Source organism: Streptomyces koelreuteriae, from assembly GCF_018604545.1.
GTDB lineage: Bacteria > Actinomycetota > Actinomycetes > Streptomycetales > Streptomycetaceae > Streptomyces > Streptomyces koelreuteriae.
The window spans coordinates 920346-937544 of sequence record NZ_CP075896.1; the positions used below are offsets into that span (position 1 = coordinate 920346).

Sequence of the window (17199 nt, forward strand, 5' to 3'; positions counted from 1 at the left end):
CGCGTGTGTAGGGTGACGGCGTGACGAGAGTCCGGTTGAGCGTGGCGGAACGGCGCGGTGATCTGCTGCGGGCCGCCGTCGAGCAGATCGAGGCACGGGGCGTGACGGCGGTCAGGATCGCCGACATCGCCTCGGCGCTCGGGGTGAGCAACGCGCTGGTCCTCTATCACTTCTCGACGAAGGAAAAGCTGGTGGCCGCCGCGTTCCGGCACGCGGCGGAGGGCGACCTCGCGCACCTGGGCAAGCTGCTGGGCCGCCGTACGTCGGCGCTGCGCCGGCTGCGGTCGGCCGTACGGTGGTACGCCCCGACGGGCCAGGCCAAGGGCTGGCGGCTGTGGATCGAGGGCTGGGCGGCGGCACTGCGGGAGCCGGCGCTGCGGGAGGTCGCCCAGGACCTCGACCGGCAGTGGAAGGCCGCCATCGCCGAGGTCATCGCGGAGGGCGTGGCGGCCGGCGAGTTCCACTGCCCCGACCCGCACGGCACGGCCCTGCGCCTCACCGCCCTCCTCGACGGCCTCGCCGTGCAGCTGACGTCCTACGAGGGCGCGGTGCCGCGGGCGCGGGCGCAGGAGTGGGTGGAGGACGCGCTGTCCCGCGAACTGGGTCTGGACTCGGCGGCCTTGCCGTGAGCCGGTCGCACCCTGGCACCCCCACCCCGGCCGCACTCACGCCACGGAGTCGATCCGCATCCTGATGTCCGCCGGCGACAGCGCGCCCTTGGCCGTCACATGGTCGCCCGACGACTCCCCGCGCAGCCGGCGTCCGATCCACGGCACCAGGAACTCGCGTGCCCAGTGGACGTTGTCCCGCCGGATGTCGAGGGTGCCGCGGGGCGGCAGCGGGGGCCACTCCTGCTCGGGGTCGGCCGGTACCTCGAGGCCGAGCACCTGACCCGCCCGGAGCGCCACGCGCGTGTGCCCGTCGGGCGACAGGTGCAGCCGGTCGGCGTCCCAGGCCCGGCGGTCCTGGACACTGCGCAGGGACCACAGGTCGAGCACCGGGCAGCCGTACCGGTCGGCGATGGCCCGGACATGCCCGTTGTACGTGGCGATCTTGCCGCGCAGATGCTTGAGCACGGGCACGCCACGGGTGTCGAACCCGGTCGTCACCATCACCGTGCCGGCCACCGCGGCGAGCTGCGCGATGGCCGCCTCGAACCGCTCGGCCACCTCGTCCGGGTCGGTGCCGGGCCGGATGATGTCGTTGCCCCCGGCGCAGAAGGAGACGAGGTCCGGGGCCATGTCGACGGCCCTCGGAAGCTGGTTCGCCACGATCTGGTCGAGGAGCTTTCCGCGTACGGCGAGATTGGCGTACCGGAAGTCGCCTTCGGGCCTGCGGTCGGCGAGCAGCACGGCGAACCGGTCGGCCCAGCCGACGAACGCCCCGTCGGGGCCGGGATCGCCGACGCCCTCGGTGAAGCTGTCCCCCACCGCCACGTACGACCCGATCACTGCTCTGCTGTCACTCTTCGAATCGTCTGCCACAGCAGCTCATACTTCACCCTCGAATGTGACCTACGCGACCGTAGGAAGGGGTTGACGGGCGGTGAGATAAGCCACTCCTAAAGTGTTCGCCAACTCCGGAATAGGCCACCCCCTAGGGATGTTGCGGGGTGAGTCCCCAGACCCGGAATCCCGTGATCCGGAAATGGCTCCACACGGTCCGGAAGGCGAAGTGCCCGCTCGTGTACGGCTGTGGATCGGTGTAGTCGAAGACGAGCCGCCCGTTGTTCCACCAGCGCACCGTCGACCCGTCGGAGACGATCCGGACCCGGTTCGGCTCGCCCGGGACCAGCAGCGGCTCGGTGTAGTCGTAGAGGAGGGGACGCACACCGGCCTGGCCGACGTAACGCCGCAGCCGGGTCGTGGTGTTGTGGTTGGCGCCGTACCCGGCGTAGTACGTGGTCAGGTGGTCGTACTCCTCCAGCGCCCCGCCACGCGGCGTGGCGAAGAGGTCCCCCGGGGAGCGGACGTCCGTCGCGTTCCAGAAGTTGTTGAGGTCCGAGACCCGGTCGTTGACCCCGCCCTCGGAGACGGGCGTGGCGGTGTATTCGAGGACGTACGGCCCTTCGAGGCGCCGTCTGAACCAGACGGTCGCTCCGCTCGGTACGTCGATGTCCAGCACGCCGCGTGACGCGGTGACGGTGCCGCCGCCCTGGAGTTCGGTCGCCCACTGGGCGAGGCCGTGGCAGAAGTCGTCGTGGGCGATGAGGCGGCGGTGACGGGGCCCGGCGTTCGCGGCCGCCGCCGGGGCGAGGGCGGCCAGGGCGGCTCCGGTGGCCAGGGCTCCGAACGTTCTGCGGGTGGTCGGCACGGGACACGGACTCCTTGAGAAAGCGCTTGCACTCACGACGGGATCACTGTGTCCCAACTGCCGCTTCCTGTCGATCCCTTGAGGCCCTTGGGGCGAGAGGCGATCGACGGCCGCACACACCGAAGGCCGGACCCGGGGATCGGGGTCCGGCCTTCGGCCGCGTGTCAGGCAGGTGGTCGTGCGATCGGTCAGCCCACGGAGACGCCGTGCGAGCGCAGGTAGGCGACCGGGTCCACGTCCGAGCCGTAGTCGGGCGAGGTGCGGATCTCGAAGTGCAGGTGCGGTCCGGTCACGTTGCCGGTCGCACCGGACAGACCGATCTGCTGCCCGCCCGTCACGGTCTGGCCGGCCGAGACGGAGAGCTGGGACAGGTGGGCGTACTGCGCGTACTTGCCGTCCTCGAGCTGGATGACGACCTGGTTGCCGTACGCGCCGCCCCAGCCGGCGGAGACGACGGTGCCCGGGCCGACGGCCTTCAGCGAGGTGCCGGTCGGGACGACGAAGTCGACACCGGTGTGGTAGCCGCTGGACCACATGCTTCCGGACATGTGGTACGGCGTGCCGACGGAGGCGCCGTCGACCGGCAGGCTGAAGCCGGAGGCCTCGGCGGCCGGCTTGGCGGCGGCGGGCTTCGCGGCGGTGCCGCCCTTCGCGGAGGACTCGGAGGCGGACGACTTCTCAGCCGACGCCTTCGGCTTCTCGGCGGCCTTCGGCGCGGACGGCTGCGTCTTGGGCTCGCTCGCCGCCTTCTTGCCGACCGAGAGCTTCAGACCGGGGTGGATCAGGGCCGGGTCGGCACCGACCACGTCACGGTTGTCGTCGTAGAGCTTCTTCCAGCCGCCGCTGACGTGCTGGTCGTCGGCGATCTTCGCGAGATAGTCACCGGCCTTCACGGTGTACGTGTGGGCGCCGGTGGCCTTTTCGGCGGCCTTCTTCTCGGCGGCCGGAGCGGACTGGACGGCCTTTTCCGGAGCCGACTGCGGGGTCGCGGCGTGGGCGCCGGCGGCCCCCATGAGCGGAAGGGCGAGGGCGGCCCCGCCGGTTCCGGCGACGGCTATGGAGCGGGTGAAACGCTGGGACTTCGGGCGGCGATGCTTACCCTTCGCGGGCATGGCGGATTCCTCTCCGGCGCCTGCGAGGTGAGCTGTCGGGTGCGGGCTGGAGATGCCCGGCCGCACCGAAGTGCGGCTGTACCCCAAGCCGTTCCGGGAACCGGAACAGGCGTCGTACCTGTGGGTCCCCCGCTCCTGCCATACACGGGTGAGTGTGTGCGGGCTCCGGGCGGCGGCAGGATTAGGCGTCCGTCCGGATTGGTGTGGAACGTAAGCGACCGAGACGCAATGGGACAAGCTTGCGGTTGCCTGTGAAGGCGTTTCTCTTGACGCGTCGCCACATTTCCCGTCACCGAGCGTGGATTCACGATCTCCGTTTTTCCTCAAGGCCCCTGAATACCGCAAGAATTACGTGAACATGACGACAACACATCGTCACGAATATGACGATGGTCACGCACCCCGACCTCATCTCCTTTACGATCGGGGCACGTTATACCGAAACACCTGAACTACCTTTAGTTCCCTAATCACCGAATTCGGACAGAACAGCTACTTGCGCCGAAGGCGGACGACCGCGGCATCCAGGTCGCCGCGCAGGCCGACTCGAAGTCCGTGATGGGCCAGTACGGCCCCTCGGTGAACTTCGCCCGTTTCGGGGCATTCGTACGTCGCTGTCGGGTCGAGGCCCCGCAGCCGGAGCGGCGGGACGGGTTCGCCGTAGCGCTGCGCCTGCAGCCAGGCGAGGACGACGGTCTCGTCCCCGAGGACGTACTGCACCGCGCTCAGGCCGCCCTCCGGGGGCCGCAGCCGGTACAGGTCGCCGCGCTGCACCACAGGCCGGATCTCCTTGTAGAGCCCGACCCACTCCCGCGCCTCGGCGAGCTCCTCCGCCGTCCACCGGGTGAGGTCGCCGCCCACCCCGAGCACCCCGGCCATCGCGCTGACGAACCGGAACCGCAGGGAGCTGGCCCGCTGGTTGAGCATGGCGTTCGGGCTGTCGGTGACCCAGGCGGCCATGACCCGGGCCGGATGGATCTGGCTGAAGCCGTGCTGGATGGCGAGCCGGTCGAGCGGGTCGGTGTTGTCGGAGGTCCACACCTGGTCCGTACGGGCCAGCACCCCGAGGTCGATCCGGCCGCCACCTCCCGAGCAGGACTCGAAGGCCACCCCGGGGTGGGCCGCCCGCAGCCGGTCCAGCAGGGCGTACAGAGCGCGGACGTGGTCAACCCAGAGTCGCTGCGGGTAGGGGTCGTCCGGCCACCCGGCGTCGCTGAAGCAGCGGTTGAAGTCCCACTTGACGTAGTCGATCGGCGCGCTGGAGAGCAGCCCGTCGAGCTGCTCCCACAGGTACTCCTGGACGTCCTCGCGGGCCAGGTTCAGCACCAGCTGATTGCGGAATTCCGTCCGCTTTCGTCCCGCTTGGTACTGCACCCAGTCGGGGTGCGCGCGGTACAGGTCGCTGTCCGCGTTGACCATCTCCGGCTCGACCCAGATCCCGAACCGCATGCCGAGCCCGTGCACCTGGTCGGCGAGGGGCTTCAGCCCGCCCGGGAAGCGGTCGGGGTTGGGCGTCCAGTCACCGAGCCCGGCCCGGTCGCTGGTCCGGGACCCGAACCAGCCGTCGTCGACGACGAACAGCTCGACACCCATGGCGGCGGCCCGCTCGGCGAGGGCCCGCTGCTGCTCCTCGGAGATGTCGAACTCGGTGGCCTCCCAGGAGTTGAACAGCACCGGCCGGTCCCGGTCCGCGTCCGGGACGACATGGTCGCGCTGCCAGGCGTGCCAGGCGCGGCTCGCCCCGCCGAAGCCGCCGTCGCTCCAGAGCCCGGCGAAGACGGGGGTCGTGTACGACTCGCCCGTGCCCAGCCGCAGCAGGCCCGAGTCGTCGTGTCCGGCCCCGCCGGTGATCTGCACGCGCGCGTCCGGGAGTTGGGCGACCGCGATCCGCCAGGACCCGGACCAGCCGAGGGCGCAGCCGTAGACCTCCCCTCGCTCCTCGGTCGCGTCGGTGTCGAGCGCGACCCAGGGCAGATGCTGGTGGGAGGTGTGACCGCGGCGGCTGCCGATGACCTTCTCGCCGTAGGTGAGGGCGGAGCGCGTCAGCCGGGACTCGGCGCCCCAGCGGCCGTGGAGCTGGGACAGCCGCCAGGTGTCACGGTCGGGCAGGGTCCAGGTGGCGGAGTCGGCGCGCAGGACCTCGACGTCCGGCCCCTGGTTCTCCAGGGTCACCCAGCGCTCGACGACATCGGCCGAGGGGCGCATCCGGTAGTGCAACGTGACGGCCAGATCGCCGTCACGGAAGCGGAGCCGCAGCTCGCCGTCGCCGGTGTCATGGCCCTCGAAGGACCACTCGGTGCCGCGTCGCTCGGCGGTGCGCAGGGACAGGGCGGGCCGGGTGAAGCGGGGGCCGCCCTCGACCGGGTACTCCTCGCGTCCGTCGAGCGGGGACTCGAAGGCCCAGTAGTCCGGCAGCGGATGGACGGCCAGGGCCTCGGCGTCGGCGAGGCCGATCCGGGCGCCCCAGTGCAGGTGCAGCAGCTCGTCCCGGTCGGTGACATGGACGGCGTAACTGCTGGCCGGCCCCGAGAGCACCCATGTACGACCGTCTTCGGAGATCTCCAGCATCAAGCCCTCACAGATTCGAACAAGCCCGACCAGGTGCGACCAGGCACGAACATCATCAAGGGCGTCGGGTGCTCCGGGCAACGCCTGTGGACAACTCATTGCCCCTGGCAGGCATGTCGTATCGTCGAGTGGTGCCCGTCGACGAGCCGCGCCGACGGCGCCGTGTGGGAGGAGCCCCCGTGACGCAGCAGGTCCCGTCGACCGAACCCGAACTGGCCGCAGTGCGCAACTTCCGTGATGTGGGCGGACTGCCGACCGTGGACGGTCGGCGGGTGCGCGAGGGAGTGCTGTTCCGCAGCGGGCACCTCGCGCACGCGACCGGTGAGGACGCCGCCTTCCTGACCACGCTGGGCCTGCACACGATCTTCGACTTCCGTAACGAGGCCGACCAGAAGCTCGAAGGGCCGGACGTCGAGCTGCCGGGTGTGCGCAATGTGAACCTGCCGCTGAGCGACCCCGCCGACGGCGCCGAGTTCTGGAAGCTGGTCCGCGACGGCGACCTGGAGCAGCTGCGCGCGATCCTCTCGGACGGCAAGGGAGCGGCCCGGATGATCGCCTCCTACCGCACGATCATCAAGCACCGCACCGCCGAGCACTCCAAGGTGCTGCACTCGCTCGCCGAGGACAGCGTCCCCGCGCTGATGCACTGCGCGGCGGGCAAGGACCGCGCGGGTCTGTCGATCGCCGTGACGCTGCTCGCGGTGGGCGTCGAGCGCGAGGCGATCGTCGAGGACTATCTGAAGTCGAACGCGAAGCACCGCCGCTACAAGGTGCGGCGCAGCGGTTCCTCCGACTCGGCCTACTCCCCCGAGGTCATGGAGCTGCTCAGCCCCCTGTTCGACGCGCGCGCCGAGTATCTGACGGCGGCCCTCGACACCGTCGAGGAGACCTGGGGCGGCGTCGACGCCTATCTGGAGAAGGGGCTGGAGCTCGCCCCGGAGACCCGGGAGCGACTGCGCGAGCGGCTTCTCGACTGAGGCCGGGGCACGGGCTAGCGGGCCCCCGCCTCGAAGAGGAAATAGACGAACGCGGCGAAGACATGCCCCATCACGAGGTAGATGAACAGCCGCACCCACAGGGCGCGCGGGAACTTCTCCTCCATGTCGCTCAAGGCGTCTCTCCAGGGGTGGGGCCCAGGCACAGGGTGGCCGTGGGACTCTGCAACAGGGTGTGCACGAAAAGCAGTTCGACGCCGTCGTGGTCCTCGGCGGCGATCCGGTGCGGGGTGAGCGAGTCGAAGTGGGCGCTGTCGCCGGGTGTGAGCCGGTACGTGGTGTCCCCGAGGCGCAGCCGCAGCCGGCCGCGCAGCACATGGAGCCACTCCTCGCCCGGGTGGACGCGCACGATGTCGCCCTGGGAGCCGTGCGGCACATGGACCCGCAGGGCCTGCATCCCGCGCCCGGAGGCGCCGGCCTGCCAATAGGTCCAGCCGCCCGCTGTGGTCGGTTCCATGTCGGTTGCGCGGACCACGGCGTCCCGGTCGGCGGCCGTCTCACCGAGCAGTTCGGAGACGGTCGTACCGTAGACGCGGGCGAGCGCCAGCAGCATCGGCAGTGAGGGCTGGCGCTGTCCGGTCTCCAGACGGGAGAGGTGGGCGGGCGACAGCCCGGCGGCGCGGGCCGCGGCCTCCAGCGTCAGGGAGGCCTGGCGCCGCAGCGCGCGCAGCTGCGGGGCCACGGCGGGCAGCGCGCCCGACTGTTCGGAGTCGCTCATGCCTCCATTCAGCCGGAGCCTTGCCCCTGCGGCAACTTTCTTGCCTCAGGGGCAAAAGGCGGGAGCCGGCGCCCCGGCGCCTATCGGTTGGCCACCGCCTGCTTGACCAGGGTCTTCCCGAAGTCCCACACCAGACCGCCGTTGTGCGCGTCGTCCATCACGGCGGTGAAGGCGTCGACGAAGCGGTCCACCTCCCGCTCGCCGATGATCAGCGGCGGGATCAGCTTGATCACCTCCATGTGGTCGCCGGAGACCTGGGTGAGGATCCGGTGCCGCTGGAGCAGCGGTACGACGACCATCTGCGCGAACAGTCCCTTGCGTGCGGCCTGGAGCATGGCCCAGCGGCCGCGCAGCTTCAGCGACTTCGGCCGGCCGAACTCGATGCCGATCATCAGGCCCCGGCCGCGGACGTCGGCGAGCATCTCGTACCGGTCCGTCAGTGCGGCCAGCCGGGACCTCAACCGCTCGCCCGTGGCCCGGACATTGGCCACGACCTGCTCGTTCTCCATCACGGACAGCACGGCCAGGCCCGCCGCCATGGCCTGCGCGTTGGAGCCGAAGCTCGCCGAGTGGACCAGGACCCGGTCCATGGACGAGTAGACCTTCTTGAAGATCCAGTCCTTGCCGAGCGTGGCGCCGACCGGGACATAGCCGCCGGAGAGCGCCTTGGCCACGCACACCAGGTCGGGCTCCACACCGTCCTCGTGCTGGTAGCCGTAGAAGTCGCCGGTCCGGCCGAGGCCGGTCTGCACCTCGTCGGCGATGAGCAGCGCCTTGTGCCGGTGCAGCAGTTCCTGCGCGGCGAGCAGATAGCCGGGCGGGGGCGTCAGCACGCCCTTGCCCTGGATCGGCTCGACGATCAGGGCGGCGACATCGCCCCTCCTCAGCTCCCGCTCCAGCGCGTCGAGATCGCCGAGCGGTACGGCCGTGTCGGGCAGCAGCGGGGCGAAGCCGTCGCGAAAGCCGGACTCACCGTTCACGGACAGGGAGCCGGTGGTCAGGCCGTGGAAGGCGTGCGCGCAGTACAGGACCCTGGGTCTGCCGGTGACGAACCGGGCGAACTTCAGCGCTCCCTCGACGGCCTCGGTGCCGCTGTTGCCGAAGAACACCCGGTCCAGGTGCGGGCTGTGCGCGAGCAGCTTCTCGGCGAGCAGGCCGGGCAGCGGCTGGCAGTCGAACCGGGTGAGGTCGGCGAGCCGCGCGTCCAGGACGTCGTGCAGGGCCTTGCGGACGACGGGGTGGTGGCGGCCGATGCCCATCACCCCGAACCCGGCGAGCATGTCGAGGTAGTCGTTGCCGTCCGCGTCGTAGAAGTAGGCGCCCTCGGCGCGCTCGTAGACCTTGTCGAAGCCGATGGTGTGCAGCATGCGCGGGAGCTGGTGGTTGAGGTACCTGGTGTGCAGCTCGTAGCGCTCGGCCCCGCGCTCGGCCAGCAGCTTGCCGAGGTCGAACTCCCCGGCCTGCGACGGCTCCGACGCGGACTCGGCGGTTGTCATTCCAGTGGCTCCTTGGACAGCTCTTGCGTGACGGCGAGGCTTCCGCTGATCCGTCCGGCGATCTCGACGGGGGTCAGGCCGATGTCGGCGAGCACCTCGCCGCGCTTGGCGTGGGCGAGGAACTGCTCCGGGATGCCGAAACGCCGTACCGGTACGTCGACGTCGGCGTCGCCGAGGGCCAGCGCCACGGCCGAGCCGACCCCGGCCGCGCGGCTGTTGTCCTCGACGACGGCGACCAGGCGGTGTGCGGCGGCGAGGCCCGGGAGCGCCGGGTCGACGGGCTTGACCCAGCGGGGGTCGACGACGGTGCAGCCGATGCCGCGGGCGTCGAGCAGTTCGGCGGCCTGGAGGCAGACGGGCGCCATCACGCCCACGGCCACCAGGAGGACCTGGGGCTGTGAGGAGCGGTGCAGCACGTCCAGTCCTCCCACCCGGTCGAGCGCCGGGACCGACGGGCCGACGGACTCCTTCGGGAAGCGCAGCAGGGTCGGGGCGTCGTCGACGGCGACCGCCTCGCGCAACTGGAGCCGTAGCTGGTCGGCGTCCCGGGGCGCGGCGATCCGCAGACCGGGCACGACCTGGAGGACGGACATGTCCCACATGCCGTTGTGGGAGGCCCCGTCGACGCCGGTGACCCCGGCCCGGTCCAGGACGAAGGTCACCCCGCAGCGGTGCAGGGCCACGTCCATCAGGAGCTGGTCGAAGGCGCGGTTGAGGAAGGTGGCGTAGACGGCGACGACCGGGTGCAGTCCGCCCGTCGCCAGGCCCGCGGCGGACACGGCCGCGTGCTGCTCGGCGATGCCGACGTCCCACACCCGGTCCGGGAACCGCTCGGCGAAGGCGCCGAGGCCGACCGGATGCAGCATGGCGGCGGTGATCGCCACCACGTCCTCCCGCTCCTCGCCGATTCTGACGATCTCGTCGCCGAACACGGAGGTCCAGGAGGGACCGCCGGCCGGTGAGAGCGGTGCGCAGGTCAGCGGGTCCATGACGCCGACGGTGTGGAAGTGGTCCTCCTCGTGGGCGACGGCGGGTTCGTAGCCGCGGCCCTTCTCGGTGAGGCAGTGGACGAGGACCGGCCCGTGGAAGCGTTTCGCGCGTCGCAGGGCGGACTCGACGGCCTTGATGTCGTGCCCGTCGATCGGGCCTACGTACTTCAGGCCGAGGTCCTCGAAGAGGCCCTGGGGGGCGAAGGCGTCCTTGAAGCCCTTCTTGGCGCCGTGCAGGGCCTCGTAGAGGGTGGGGCCGACCAGGGGTGTGCCCTGGAGTACGTCCTTGCCCCAGGCCAGGACCCGTTCGTAACCGTCGGTCGTGCGCAGGGTGGCGAGGTGGTTGGCGAGGCCGCCGATGGTGGGGGCGTAGGAGCGTTCGTTGTCGTTGACGACGATGATCAGCGGCCGGTTCTTGGCGGCGGCGATGTTGTTCAGCGCCTCCCAGGCCATGCCGCCGGTCAGGGCGCCGTCGCCGATGACCGCGACGACATGGCCCTTCTCCCCCTGCACCTGTCGGGCCTTGGCGAGCCCGTCGGCCCAGCCGAGGGCCGTGGAGGCGTGGCTGTTCTCGATGACGTCGTGCTCGGACTCCTCGCGCGAGGGGTAGCCGGACAGGCCGCCCTTGCCGCGCAGTTTGGAGAAGTCCTGGCGTCCCGTCAGCAGCTTGTGGACATAGCTCTGATGGCCGGTGTCCCACAGGATGCGGTCCACCGGTGACTCGAAGACCCGGTGCAGGGCGACGGTCAGCTCCACCACGCCCAGATTGGGGCCCAGATGGCCGCCTGTCCTGGCTACCGCGTGCACCAGGAACTCCCTGATCTCCTCGGACAGTTCACCGAGTTCCGCCTCGGACAGCGCCTTCAGGTCGCGTGGTCCCCGGATGGTCTCCAGAATCGTCACGTCGGGCCCCCTTCGAATTCCGTGGTGCTCAGCTCACGGTGACGGCCGGCTCCCCCGGCCCCGTGCCGTCCTGCTCCATCTGCTCGGCGATCTTCATCGCCTCTTCGATCAGCGTCTCGACGATCTTCGACTCGGGGACGGTCTTGATGACCTCGCCCTTGACGAAGATCTGCCCCTTGCCGTTGCCGGAGGCCACCCCCAGATCGGCCTCCCGCGCCTCGCCGGGTCCGTTGACCACACACCCCATGACGGCGACGCGCAACGGCACCTCCATGCCGTCGAGTCCGGCCGTGACCTCGTCGGCGAGCTTGTAGACATCGACCTGGGCGCGTCCGCAGGAGGGGCAGGAGACGATCTCCAGCCTGCGTTCCCTGAGGCCCAGGGACTGCAGGATCTGGATGCCGACCTTGACCTCCTCGGCCGGCGGGGCCGACAGCGACACCCGGATCGTGTCGCCGATGCCGCGCGAGAGCAGTGCGCCGAACGCCACGGCCGACTTGATCGTGCCCTGGAACGCCGGTCCCGCCTCGGTCACTCCCAGGTGCAGCGGGTAATCGCACTGCTCGGCGAGCTGCCGGTACGCCTCGATCATCACGACCGGGTCGTTGTGCTTGACGGAGATCTTGATGTCCCGGAAGCCGTGCTCCTCGAACAGCGAGGCCTCCCACAGCGCGCTCTCGACCAGTGCCTCCGGGGTCGCCTTCCCGTACTTCTGGAGGAGGCGCCGGTCCAGCGACCCAGCGTTGACGCCGATCCGGATCGGGGTGCCGTGGTCCTTTGCGGCCTGCGCGATCTCCTTGATCCGGTCGTCGAACTGCTTGATGTTGCCGGGATTGACGCGGACGGCCGCACAGCCCGCCTCGATGGCCGCGAACACGTACTTCGGCTGGAAGTGGATGTCCGCGATCACCGGGATCTGCGATTTGCGCGCGATGGTCGCGAGCGCGTCCGCGTCGTCCTGGGTCGGGCAGGCGACCCGGACGATCTGGCAGCCGGACGCGGTGAGTTCGGCGATCTGCTGCAGGGTGGCGCCGATGTCCGACGTACGGGTCGTCGTCATCGACTGCACCGACACCGGGGCCCCGCCCCCGACCGCCACCGGACCGACCTCGATCCGGCGCGAGACGCGCCGCTCGGCGATCGGCCGGGCCGGTACCTCGGGGACACCCAGCGAAATGGCGGTCATGGCATCTGCTCCCGGTTCCCGGAGACCGTCTCGCGCAGGGCGCGCAGGGACTCCTTCAGCGATCCCATGGTGGCGAGCACGGCGGTGGGCTCGTAGCCGCAGTGCGCCATGCAGTTGGCGCAGCGCGGGTCCTTGCCGCGGCCGTACTTGTCCCAGTCGGTGTCCTCGACCAGCTCCCGGTACGTCGGCACATACCCGTCGCTCATCAGGTAGCAGGGGCGCTGCCAGCCGAACAGCGAGTAGTTCGGGATCGCCCACGCGGTGCACGGGAAGTCGACCTTGCCCTCCAGGAAGTCCAGGAAGAGCGGGGAGTGGTTGAGCCGCCAGCGCCGCCGGTTGCCGCCCGCGAAGGCCTTCTTGAACAGCTCGCGGGTCTGCTCGACGCCGAGGAAGTGCTCCTGGTCGGGGGCCTTCTCGTAGGCGTAGGCGGGCGAGATCATCATCTCGTCGACCTGGAGGTCGTCGTTGAGGAAGTTCAGCACCTCGATGATGGTCTGCGGGGTGTCGGTGTTGAAGAAGGTCGAGTTGGTGGTCACCCGGAAGCCGCGCCGCTTGGCCTCCTTGATGGCCTCCACGGCCTCGTCGAAGACGCCCTCCTTCGCCACCGACTCGTCGTGCCGCTCGCGCAGCCCGTCGATGTGCACCGCGAAGGCGAAGTAGGGGGAGGGCTTGAACTTGTCCATCTTCTTGCGCATGAGCAGCGCGTTGGTGCACAGGAAGACGTACTTCCGCCTCGCCACCAGCTGACGCACGATCTCGTCGATCTGCGGGTGCATCAAGGGCTCGCCACCGGCGATGGACACCATGGGGGCACCGGACTCCAGCACCGCTCCGACCGCCTGCGCGACCGGCATCCGCTGCTTGAGCACCCCGGCCGGGTGCTGGATCTTGCCGCAGCCCTCGCACTTGAGGTTGCAGGCGAACAGCGGCTCCAGCTCGACGATCAGCGGGAACTTGTCCCGCCGGCGGATCTTCTGTTCAGCCAAATATGTAGCGACCTTGATGGACTGTCGAAGCGGCATGGCCATCTGGCTCACCTCCGGGGGAGCAGCAAGGAACGGTGCCATTCGAAGAAAGCGGGAAGGACGGAACGAAGGACACGGAAAGCCGATATTCCACCGCGCACCGTGCCGATCCGGACGAGTTCATGTTCAGGAGCGTCCACGACCACCCGGACGGCCGCAACCGGGCGCTCGCCCGCGCGCACGGCGCTCAGAAGCGTGACGGCGGACTCCATGTCGACGGCGATTGCGCCGGTGGCGCGGAGAGCGGACCGTTCGGGCCCGCGTACGACGTGGTCGGAGCCGGTGAGCGGCCCGGTGTGCACGGTCCGCCCGGGTACGGCCCGGGTCAGCTCCTTGACCAGCAGTTCGGTCCCGACGCAGACGGTCGTACCGCGCGGGTCGCGGGTCTCCTCGGCGACGACCAGGTCGCCCGGGTGCATGCCGGGTGCGAGACCCGCGCAGAAGCCGGTGGCGAGTACGGCGGCGTCGTGCAGGGCCGGATCGGCGAGCATCCGGGTGACGGACCGCTCGGCCGCCGCCGGCCCCATGCCCGTGCGCAGCACGGTGACCGGTCCGTCGGCACCGCCTCGGCCGCCGGCGCGCAGGGCGAGCTGCTCGATGCCGAGCGCGCAGGCGATCAGCAGCGGGACCGAGGCCGGCTGGGTGCTCATCAGCTCCCCTTGGCCTTGGAGTACGGCCTCGCGGCCTCCCCGCTCCCCTGGTGCCGGTCGGCGAAGGGCTCCCCGTGGACGTAGCGGCCGAGCGCGGTGAGGGGGAACACCTGCCGGTAGAGGTGGTAGTTGATCGAGAAGTCCCACGGGAAGCCCGTCCCGGTGAAGTACGGCTCGTCCCAGGAGCCGTCGGCCCGCTGGGTGGCGGCGAGCCATTCGACGCCGCGTTCGACGGCCTTGGAGTCCCGCTCCCCCGCCGCGAGCAGGGCCATCAGGGCCCACGCGGTCTGGGAGGCGGTCGAGGCGCCCTTGCCGCTCCACTCCTTGACGTCGTGGTAGGAGCGCAGGTCCTCGCCCCAGCCGCCGTCGTCGTTCTGGACCGACTCCAGCCAGGTCACGGCCCGCCGGATCGCCGGGTGCGCGGCGGGCAGGCCCGCGGCGACCAGGGCGGGTACGACGGATCCGGTGCCGTAGACGTAGTTGACGCCCCAGCGCCCGAACCACGAGCCGTCCGGCTCTTGTTCGGCCAGCAGCCATTCGATGCCGCGCCGGGTGCGCGGGTGGTGGGCGAGTCCCTCCACCGCGAGCATCTCGACGACGTGCGCGGTGACGTCGGCGGAGGGCGGGTCGATGACCTCGCCGAAGTCGCAGAACGGCAGCCGGTTCGGGAAGGGGCTCGTGTTGTCGACGTCGAAGGCGGCCCACGCGCCGTTCTTCGACTGCATGCCGAGGGTCCAGCGCAGTCCGCGCCCGATGGCCTTCTCCAGCCGCTCCGGGTCGTGGTGGGTGATCCGGCGGAGCGCCAGGATCACCTCGGCGGTGTCGTCGATATCGGGGTAGTTGTCGTTGTGGAACTCGAACGCCCAGCCCCCGGGCGGAAGTTGGGGCCGTTTGACGGACCAGTCGCCGGGTCTGACGATCTCCTCGCCCAGCATCCAGTCCGCCGCCTTCACCAACTGGGGGTGGTCGGCGGGCAGTCCGGCGTCGGCGAGCGCGATCGCGGCGAGGCAGGTGTCCCAGACCGGCGACTGGCAGGCCTCGATCATCCGGGCCCCGTCCTCACGCCACACGGCGAACCGGTCCAGGGACGCCAGCCCCTCCCGCATCACGGGGTGCTGGAGGTCGTAGCCGAGCAGGTGCAGGGCGATGATCGAGTACACGGCGGGCGGCTGGATGCCGCCCCAGCAGCCGTCGTTCTCCTGCCGTTCGACGATCCAGCGGGCGGCGCTGTTCATGGCGGCTCTGCGCAGCCGGCGCGGGGCGACCTTCCGCAGGGCGTGCAGGCCCTTGTCCATACGCTGGAAGGCGCCGTCCCAACTGACCATCGGCGCAAGGGGCTTGGCGGGGTTCGGGGTGGCCGGGTCGGTGTGCAGCTCGTCGAGCGGGAAGGGCGCGGGGCGTACGGGCCGCTCGGCGGAGACGATCGTCAGCGGGACGATGGTCTGCCGGGCCCAGCAGCCGAAGTCGTAGATGTTGAGCGGCATCCACTTCGGGAACCAGACGAGCTCCGGCGGGAGTTCGGGCAGGTCCTCCCACTTCCACCAGCCGAACAGCGCGAGCCAGATCCGGGTGAAGACCCGGGCGGCGGCGATACCGCCCCGCTCGCGGATCCAGGCTGAGGCCCTGGCCATGTGGGGCGCGTCGGGCGCGTCGCCCGCCAGGCGGAGGGCTACGTAGGCCTCGATGGTGGCGGAGAGCTCGCCGGGGCCGCGGTAGAAGGTCGCCCAGGCGCCGTCGTCGCGCTGCTCGCCGCGGATGAAGAGAGCGGCGGCCCGGGTGGTCTTCTCGTCGCGGATGCCGAGGAACTGACGGAGCAGCAGGTCCTCGGCGTCCATCGTGACGTTGGTCTCGAGGTCGCCCTTCCACCAGCCCTCGGCGTCCTGGCGGGAGAGCAGGAAGTCGGTGGCACGCCGGGCGGCGCGTGCGGCGGCTTCTGGTACCCCGGCCGCCGCGGGGATGTCGGTGTCGTGTTCGCTGGCCGCGGCGGCGCGGGGTGGCAGGGCCCCGGTGCTTCCGTCGGTCGTCGCTGTCATGGCTTCCCCTTCGTGCAGTGGTGCAAGGTGTGCAGCTGCTGTGGGTCCGCCGTCGGCCGGTGCTCCGTGCTGTCTCGCGGCACCGGCCGGCGACTACGCGAGGGCTATTCGGCCGATAGTGATCATCTCTTTCGTACGACGACGAAGTCGGCGAGCGCCGCGAACTGGTCCCGGACCCGGTCGGGCATGTCGACGGCGTCGAGGGCTTCGATGGCGATGGTGTGCTGACGGCGAGCCTCGTCGGCGGTCCACTGGCGGCCGCCGGCCTCCTCGATGAGGGCGGCGCGGGCCGCGAACTCCTCCTCGGAGAAGTTCTCGACGTCGCTGCTCTCGGCGTCGGCTGCGAGGATCTCGCCGAGCCGCTCGGAGGCGGAGCCGCCCGCCGCGAGGGCGGCCACGACCGGCAGTGACTTCTTGCGCTGGCGCAGGTCGCTCCAGGTCTGCTTGCCGGTGGAGACCGGGTCGCCCCAGATGCCGAGGAGGTCGTCGACGGCCTGGAAGGCGAGGCCCAGGTGGTAGCCGTACCTCTCCAGCGTGTCGGCGGTGCGGTCGTCGGCGCCGCCGAGGACGGCGCCGATGGAGCTGGCGCAGGCGAGCAGGGCGCCGGTCTTGTTGCCCTCCATCTCCAGGCACTCCTCGACGGTGACGCGGTCGCGGTGCTCGTAGGAGATGTCCTGGGCCTGACCGTCGATCAGGGCCCGGCTGGCGGTGGTCAGACGGCGGGTGGCGCGGCCGGCCTCGACGGTGCCGAGTTCGAGGAGTACCTCGTTGGCGAGGGCGAACAGGGCGTCGCCGACCAGGATGGCCTGGGCGGGGCCGTGCACCTTCCAGACCGTGTCGCGGTGACGGCGCTGCTCGTCGCCGTCCATCAGGTCGTCGTGGAGGAGGGAGAAGTTGTGGACGAGTTCCACGGCGACGGCGCCGGGGATGCCGGTCTCGGGGGCGGCGGACATGACCTCGGCGGACAGCACCGCGAGGGCGGGGCGTACGGCCTTGCCACCGTCCCCCGCCGTGGGCCTGCCCTGGGCGTCGATCCATCCGAAGTGGTAGGCGGCAACAGTGTCCATGGGAGGTGCCAGGCGGTCGATGGCCGCCCGCAGTACCGGCATGGCCAGGGTCCGACCGCGCTCCAGGAGCGCGGCCACGTCCACCGCGGTCTCTCGAGCGGCCTTCGAGGCCGGGGGCACAGTGGGCACAGTCTCTCCTCTTGT

The 17199-nt window shown here is 70.6% G+C and carries 15 protein-coding genes and 1 riboswitch; of the genes, 2 read left to right on the top strand and 13 right to left on the bottom strand.

Going from position 1 to position 17199, the window contains the following annotated elements:
* The first annotated feature begins 20 nt into the window (after nucleotides 1–20).
* A complete protein-coding gene (locus tag KJK29_RS04120; RefSeq protein WP_215117266.1) occupies nucleotides 21–629 on the top strand; it encodes a TetR/AcrR family transcriptional regulator in 609 nt (202 codons plus the stop codon).
* A gap of 36 nt (nucleotides 630–665) precedes the next feature.
* On the opposite strand, the gene KJK29_RS04125 is transcribed toward KJK29_RS04120, so the two are convergent.
* From KJK29_RS04125 to KJK29_RS04140, 4 genes are all read right to left on the bottom strand, one after another.
* Nucleotides 666–1451 carry an SGNH/GDSL hydrolase family protein gene (locus tag KJK29_RS04125; protein ID WP_215124139.1) on the bottom strand — a complete coding sequence of 262 codons (786 nt, stop codon included), beginning with the start codon at nucleotides 1449–1451 and terminating at the stop codon, nucleotides 666–668.
* Between the two features lie 145 nt (nucleotides 1452–1596).
* The gene (locus KJK29_RS04130; protein ID WP_215117268.1) at nucleotides 1597–2313 is read right to left on the bottom strand and encodes a DUF6250 domain-containing protein; all 717 of its coding nucleotides are present in this window, start codon (nucleotides 2311–2313) and stop codon (nucleotides 1597–1599) included.
* Nucleotides 2314–2501: 188 nt separating this feature from the next.
* Nucleotides 2502–3425 carry a M23 family metallopeptidase gene (locus KJK29_RS04135; protein ID WP_215117269.1) on the bottom strand — a complete coding sequence of 308 codons (924 nt, stop codon included), beginning with the start codon at nucleotides 3423–3425 and terminating at the stop codon, nucleotides 2502–2504.
* Between the two features lie 4 nt (nucleotides 3426–3429).
* Nucleotides 3430–3586, bottom strand: a riboswitch (cyclic di-AMP (ydaO/yuaA leader).
* A 331-nt stretch (nucleotides 3587–3917) separates the two neighbouring features.
* Complete coding sequence (locus KJK29_RS04140; protein WP_215117271.1) at nucleotides 3918–5993, bottom strand: alpha-galactosidase; 2076 nt, start codon at nucleotides 5991–5993, stop codon at nucleotides 3918–3920.
* A gap of 179 nt (nucleotides 5994–6172) precedes the next feature.
* On the opposite strand from KJK29_RS04140, the gene KJK29_RS04145 reads away from it, so the two are divergent.
* A complete protein-coding gene (locus KJK29_RS04145) occupies nucleotides 6173–6970 on the top strand; it encodes a tyrosine-protein phosphatase (protein ID WP_215117273.1) in 798 nt (265 codons plus the stop codon).
* A 14-nt stretch (nucleotides 6971–6984) separates the two neighbouring features.
* Here the strand turns inward: KJK29_RS04145 and KJK29_RS04150 are convergent, their stop codons facing one another.
* The 9 genes from KJK29_RS04150 to KJK29_RS04190 form a co-directional block, all read right to left on the bottom strand.
* Nucleotides 6985–7104 carry a DUF6126 family protein gene (locus KJK29_RS04150; RefSeq protein WP_037834720.1) on the bottom strand — a complete coding sequence of 40 codons (120 nt, stop codon included), beginning with the start codon at nucleotides 7102–7104 and terminating at the stop codon, nucleotides 6985–6987.
* On the bottom strand, nucleotides 7101–7706 hold the full coding sequence (locus KJK29_RS04155; protein WP_215117275.1) for a helix-turn-helix domain-containing protein: 606 nt from the start codon (nucleotides 7704–7706) through the stop codon (nucleotides 7101–7103). The genes KJK29_RS04150 and KJK29_RS04155 overlap by 4 nt, the downstream gene beginning before the upstream one ends.
* An 80-nt stretch (nucleotides 7707–7786) precedes the next feature.
* On the bottom strand, nucleotides 7787–9202 hold the full coding sequence (locus tag KJK29_RS04160) for an aspartate aminotransferase family protein (RefSeq protein WP_215117276.1): 1416 nt from the start codon (nucleotides 9200–9202) through the stop codon (nucleotides 7787–7789).
* On the bottom strand, nucleotides 9199–11094 hold the full coding sequence (gene dxs, locus KJK29_RS04165) for a 1-deoxy-D-xylulose-5-phosphate synthase (protein ID WP_215117278.1): 1896 nt from the start codon (nucleotides 11092–11094) through the stop codon (nucleotides 9199–9201). The genes KJK29_RS04160 and dxs overlap by 4 nt, the downstream gene beginning before the upstream one ends.
* A 28-nt stretch (nucleotides 11095–11122) precedes the next feature.
* Nucleotides 11123–12280 carry a flavodoxin-dependent (E)-4-hydroxy-3-methylbut-2-enyl-diphosphate synthase gene (gene ispG / locus KJK29_RS04170; protein ID WP_215117280.1) on the bottom strand — a complete coding sequence of 386 codons (1158 nt, stop codon included), beginning with the start codon at nucleotides 12278–12280 and terminating at the stop codon, nucleotides 11123–11125.
* Nucleotides 12277–13308 carry an adenosyl-hopene transferase HpnH gene (hpnH, locus tag KJK29_RS04175; protein ID WP_215117282.1) on the bottom strand — a complete coding sequence of 344 codons (1032 nt, stop codon included), beginning with the start codon at nucleotides 13306–13308 and terminating at the stop codon, nucleotides 12277–12279. Before hpnH ends, ispG begins: the two co-directional genes overlap by 4 nt.
* A gap of 5 nt (nucleotides 13309–13313) precedes the next feature.
* Nucleotides 13314–13955: a phosphorylase family protein gene (locus KJK29_RS04180; protein WP_215117284.1), complete on the bottom strand. Its 642-nt coding sequence runs from the start codon at nucleotides 13953–13955 to the stop codon at nucleotides 13314–13316.
* On the bottom strand, nucleotides 13955–15988 hold the full coding sequence (shc, locus tag KJK29_RS04185) for a squalene--hopene cyclase (protein WP_215117286.1): 2034 nt from the start codon (nucleotides 15986–15988) through the stop codon (nucleotides 13955–13957). The genes KJK29_RS04180 and shc overlap by 1 nt, the downstream gene beginning before the upstream one ends.
* Nucleotides 15989–16110: 122 nt before the next feature.
* Entirely contained in the window at nucleotides 16111–17175 is a 1065-nt protein-coding gene (locus tag KJK29_RS04190; protein WP_215124140.1) for a polyprenyl synthetase family protein, read from the bottom strand.
* Between the last annotated feature and the right edge of the window lie 24 nt (nucleotides 17176–17199).

What these genes read in the sequence shown, in the direction of transcription:
- KJK29_RS04135 (WP_215117269.1), bottom strand. Translation starts at nt 3,425, where the DNA reads ATGCCCGCGAAGGGTAAGCATCGCCGCCCGAAGTCCCAGCGTTTCACC.
- KJK29_RS04140 (WP_215117271.1), bottom strand. Translation starts at nt 5,993, where the DNA reads ATGCTGGAGATCTCCGAAGACGGTCGTACATGGGTGCTCTCGGGGCCG.
- KJK29_RS04155 (WP_215117275.1), bottom strand. Translation starts at nt 7,706, where the DNA reads ATGAGCGACTCCGAACAGTCGGGCGCGCTGCCCGCCGTGGCCCCGCAG.
- KJK29_RS04160 (WP_215117276.1), bottom strand. Translation starts at nt 9,202, where the DNA reads ATGACAACCGCCGAGTCCGCGTCGGAGCCGTCGCAGGCCGGGGAGTTC.
- ispG (WP_215117280.1), bottom strand. Translation starts at nt 12,280, where the DNA reads ATGACCGCCATTTCGCTGGGTGTCCCCGAGGTACCGGCCCGGCCGATC.
- hpnH (WP_215117282.1), bottom strand. Translation starts at nt 13,308, where the DNA reads ATGGCCATGCCGCTTCGACAGTCCATCAAGGTCGCTACATATTTGGCT.
- KJK29_RS04180 (WP_215117284.1), bottom strand. Translation starts at nt 13,955, where the DNA reads ATGAGCACCCAGCCGGCCTCGGTCCCGCTGCTGATCGCCTGCGCGCTC.
- shc (WP_215117286.1), bottom strand. Translation starts at nt 15,988, where the DNA reads ATGACAGCGACGACCGACGGAAGCACCGGGGCCCTGCCACCCCGCGCC.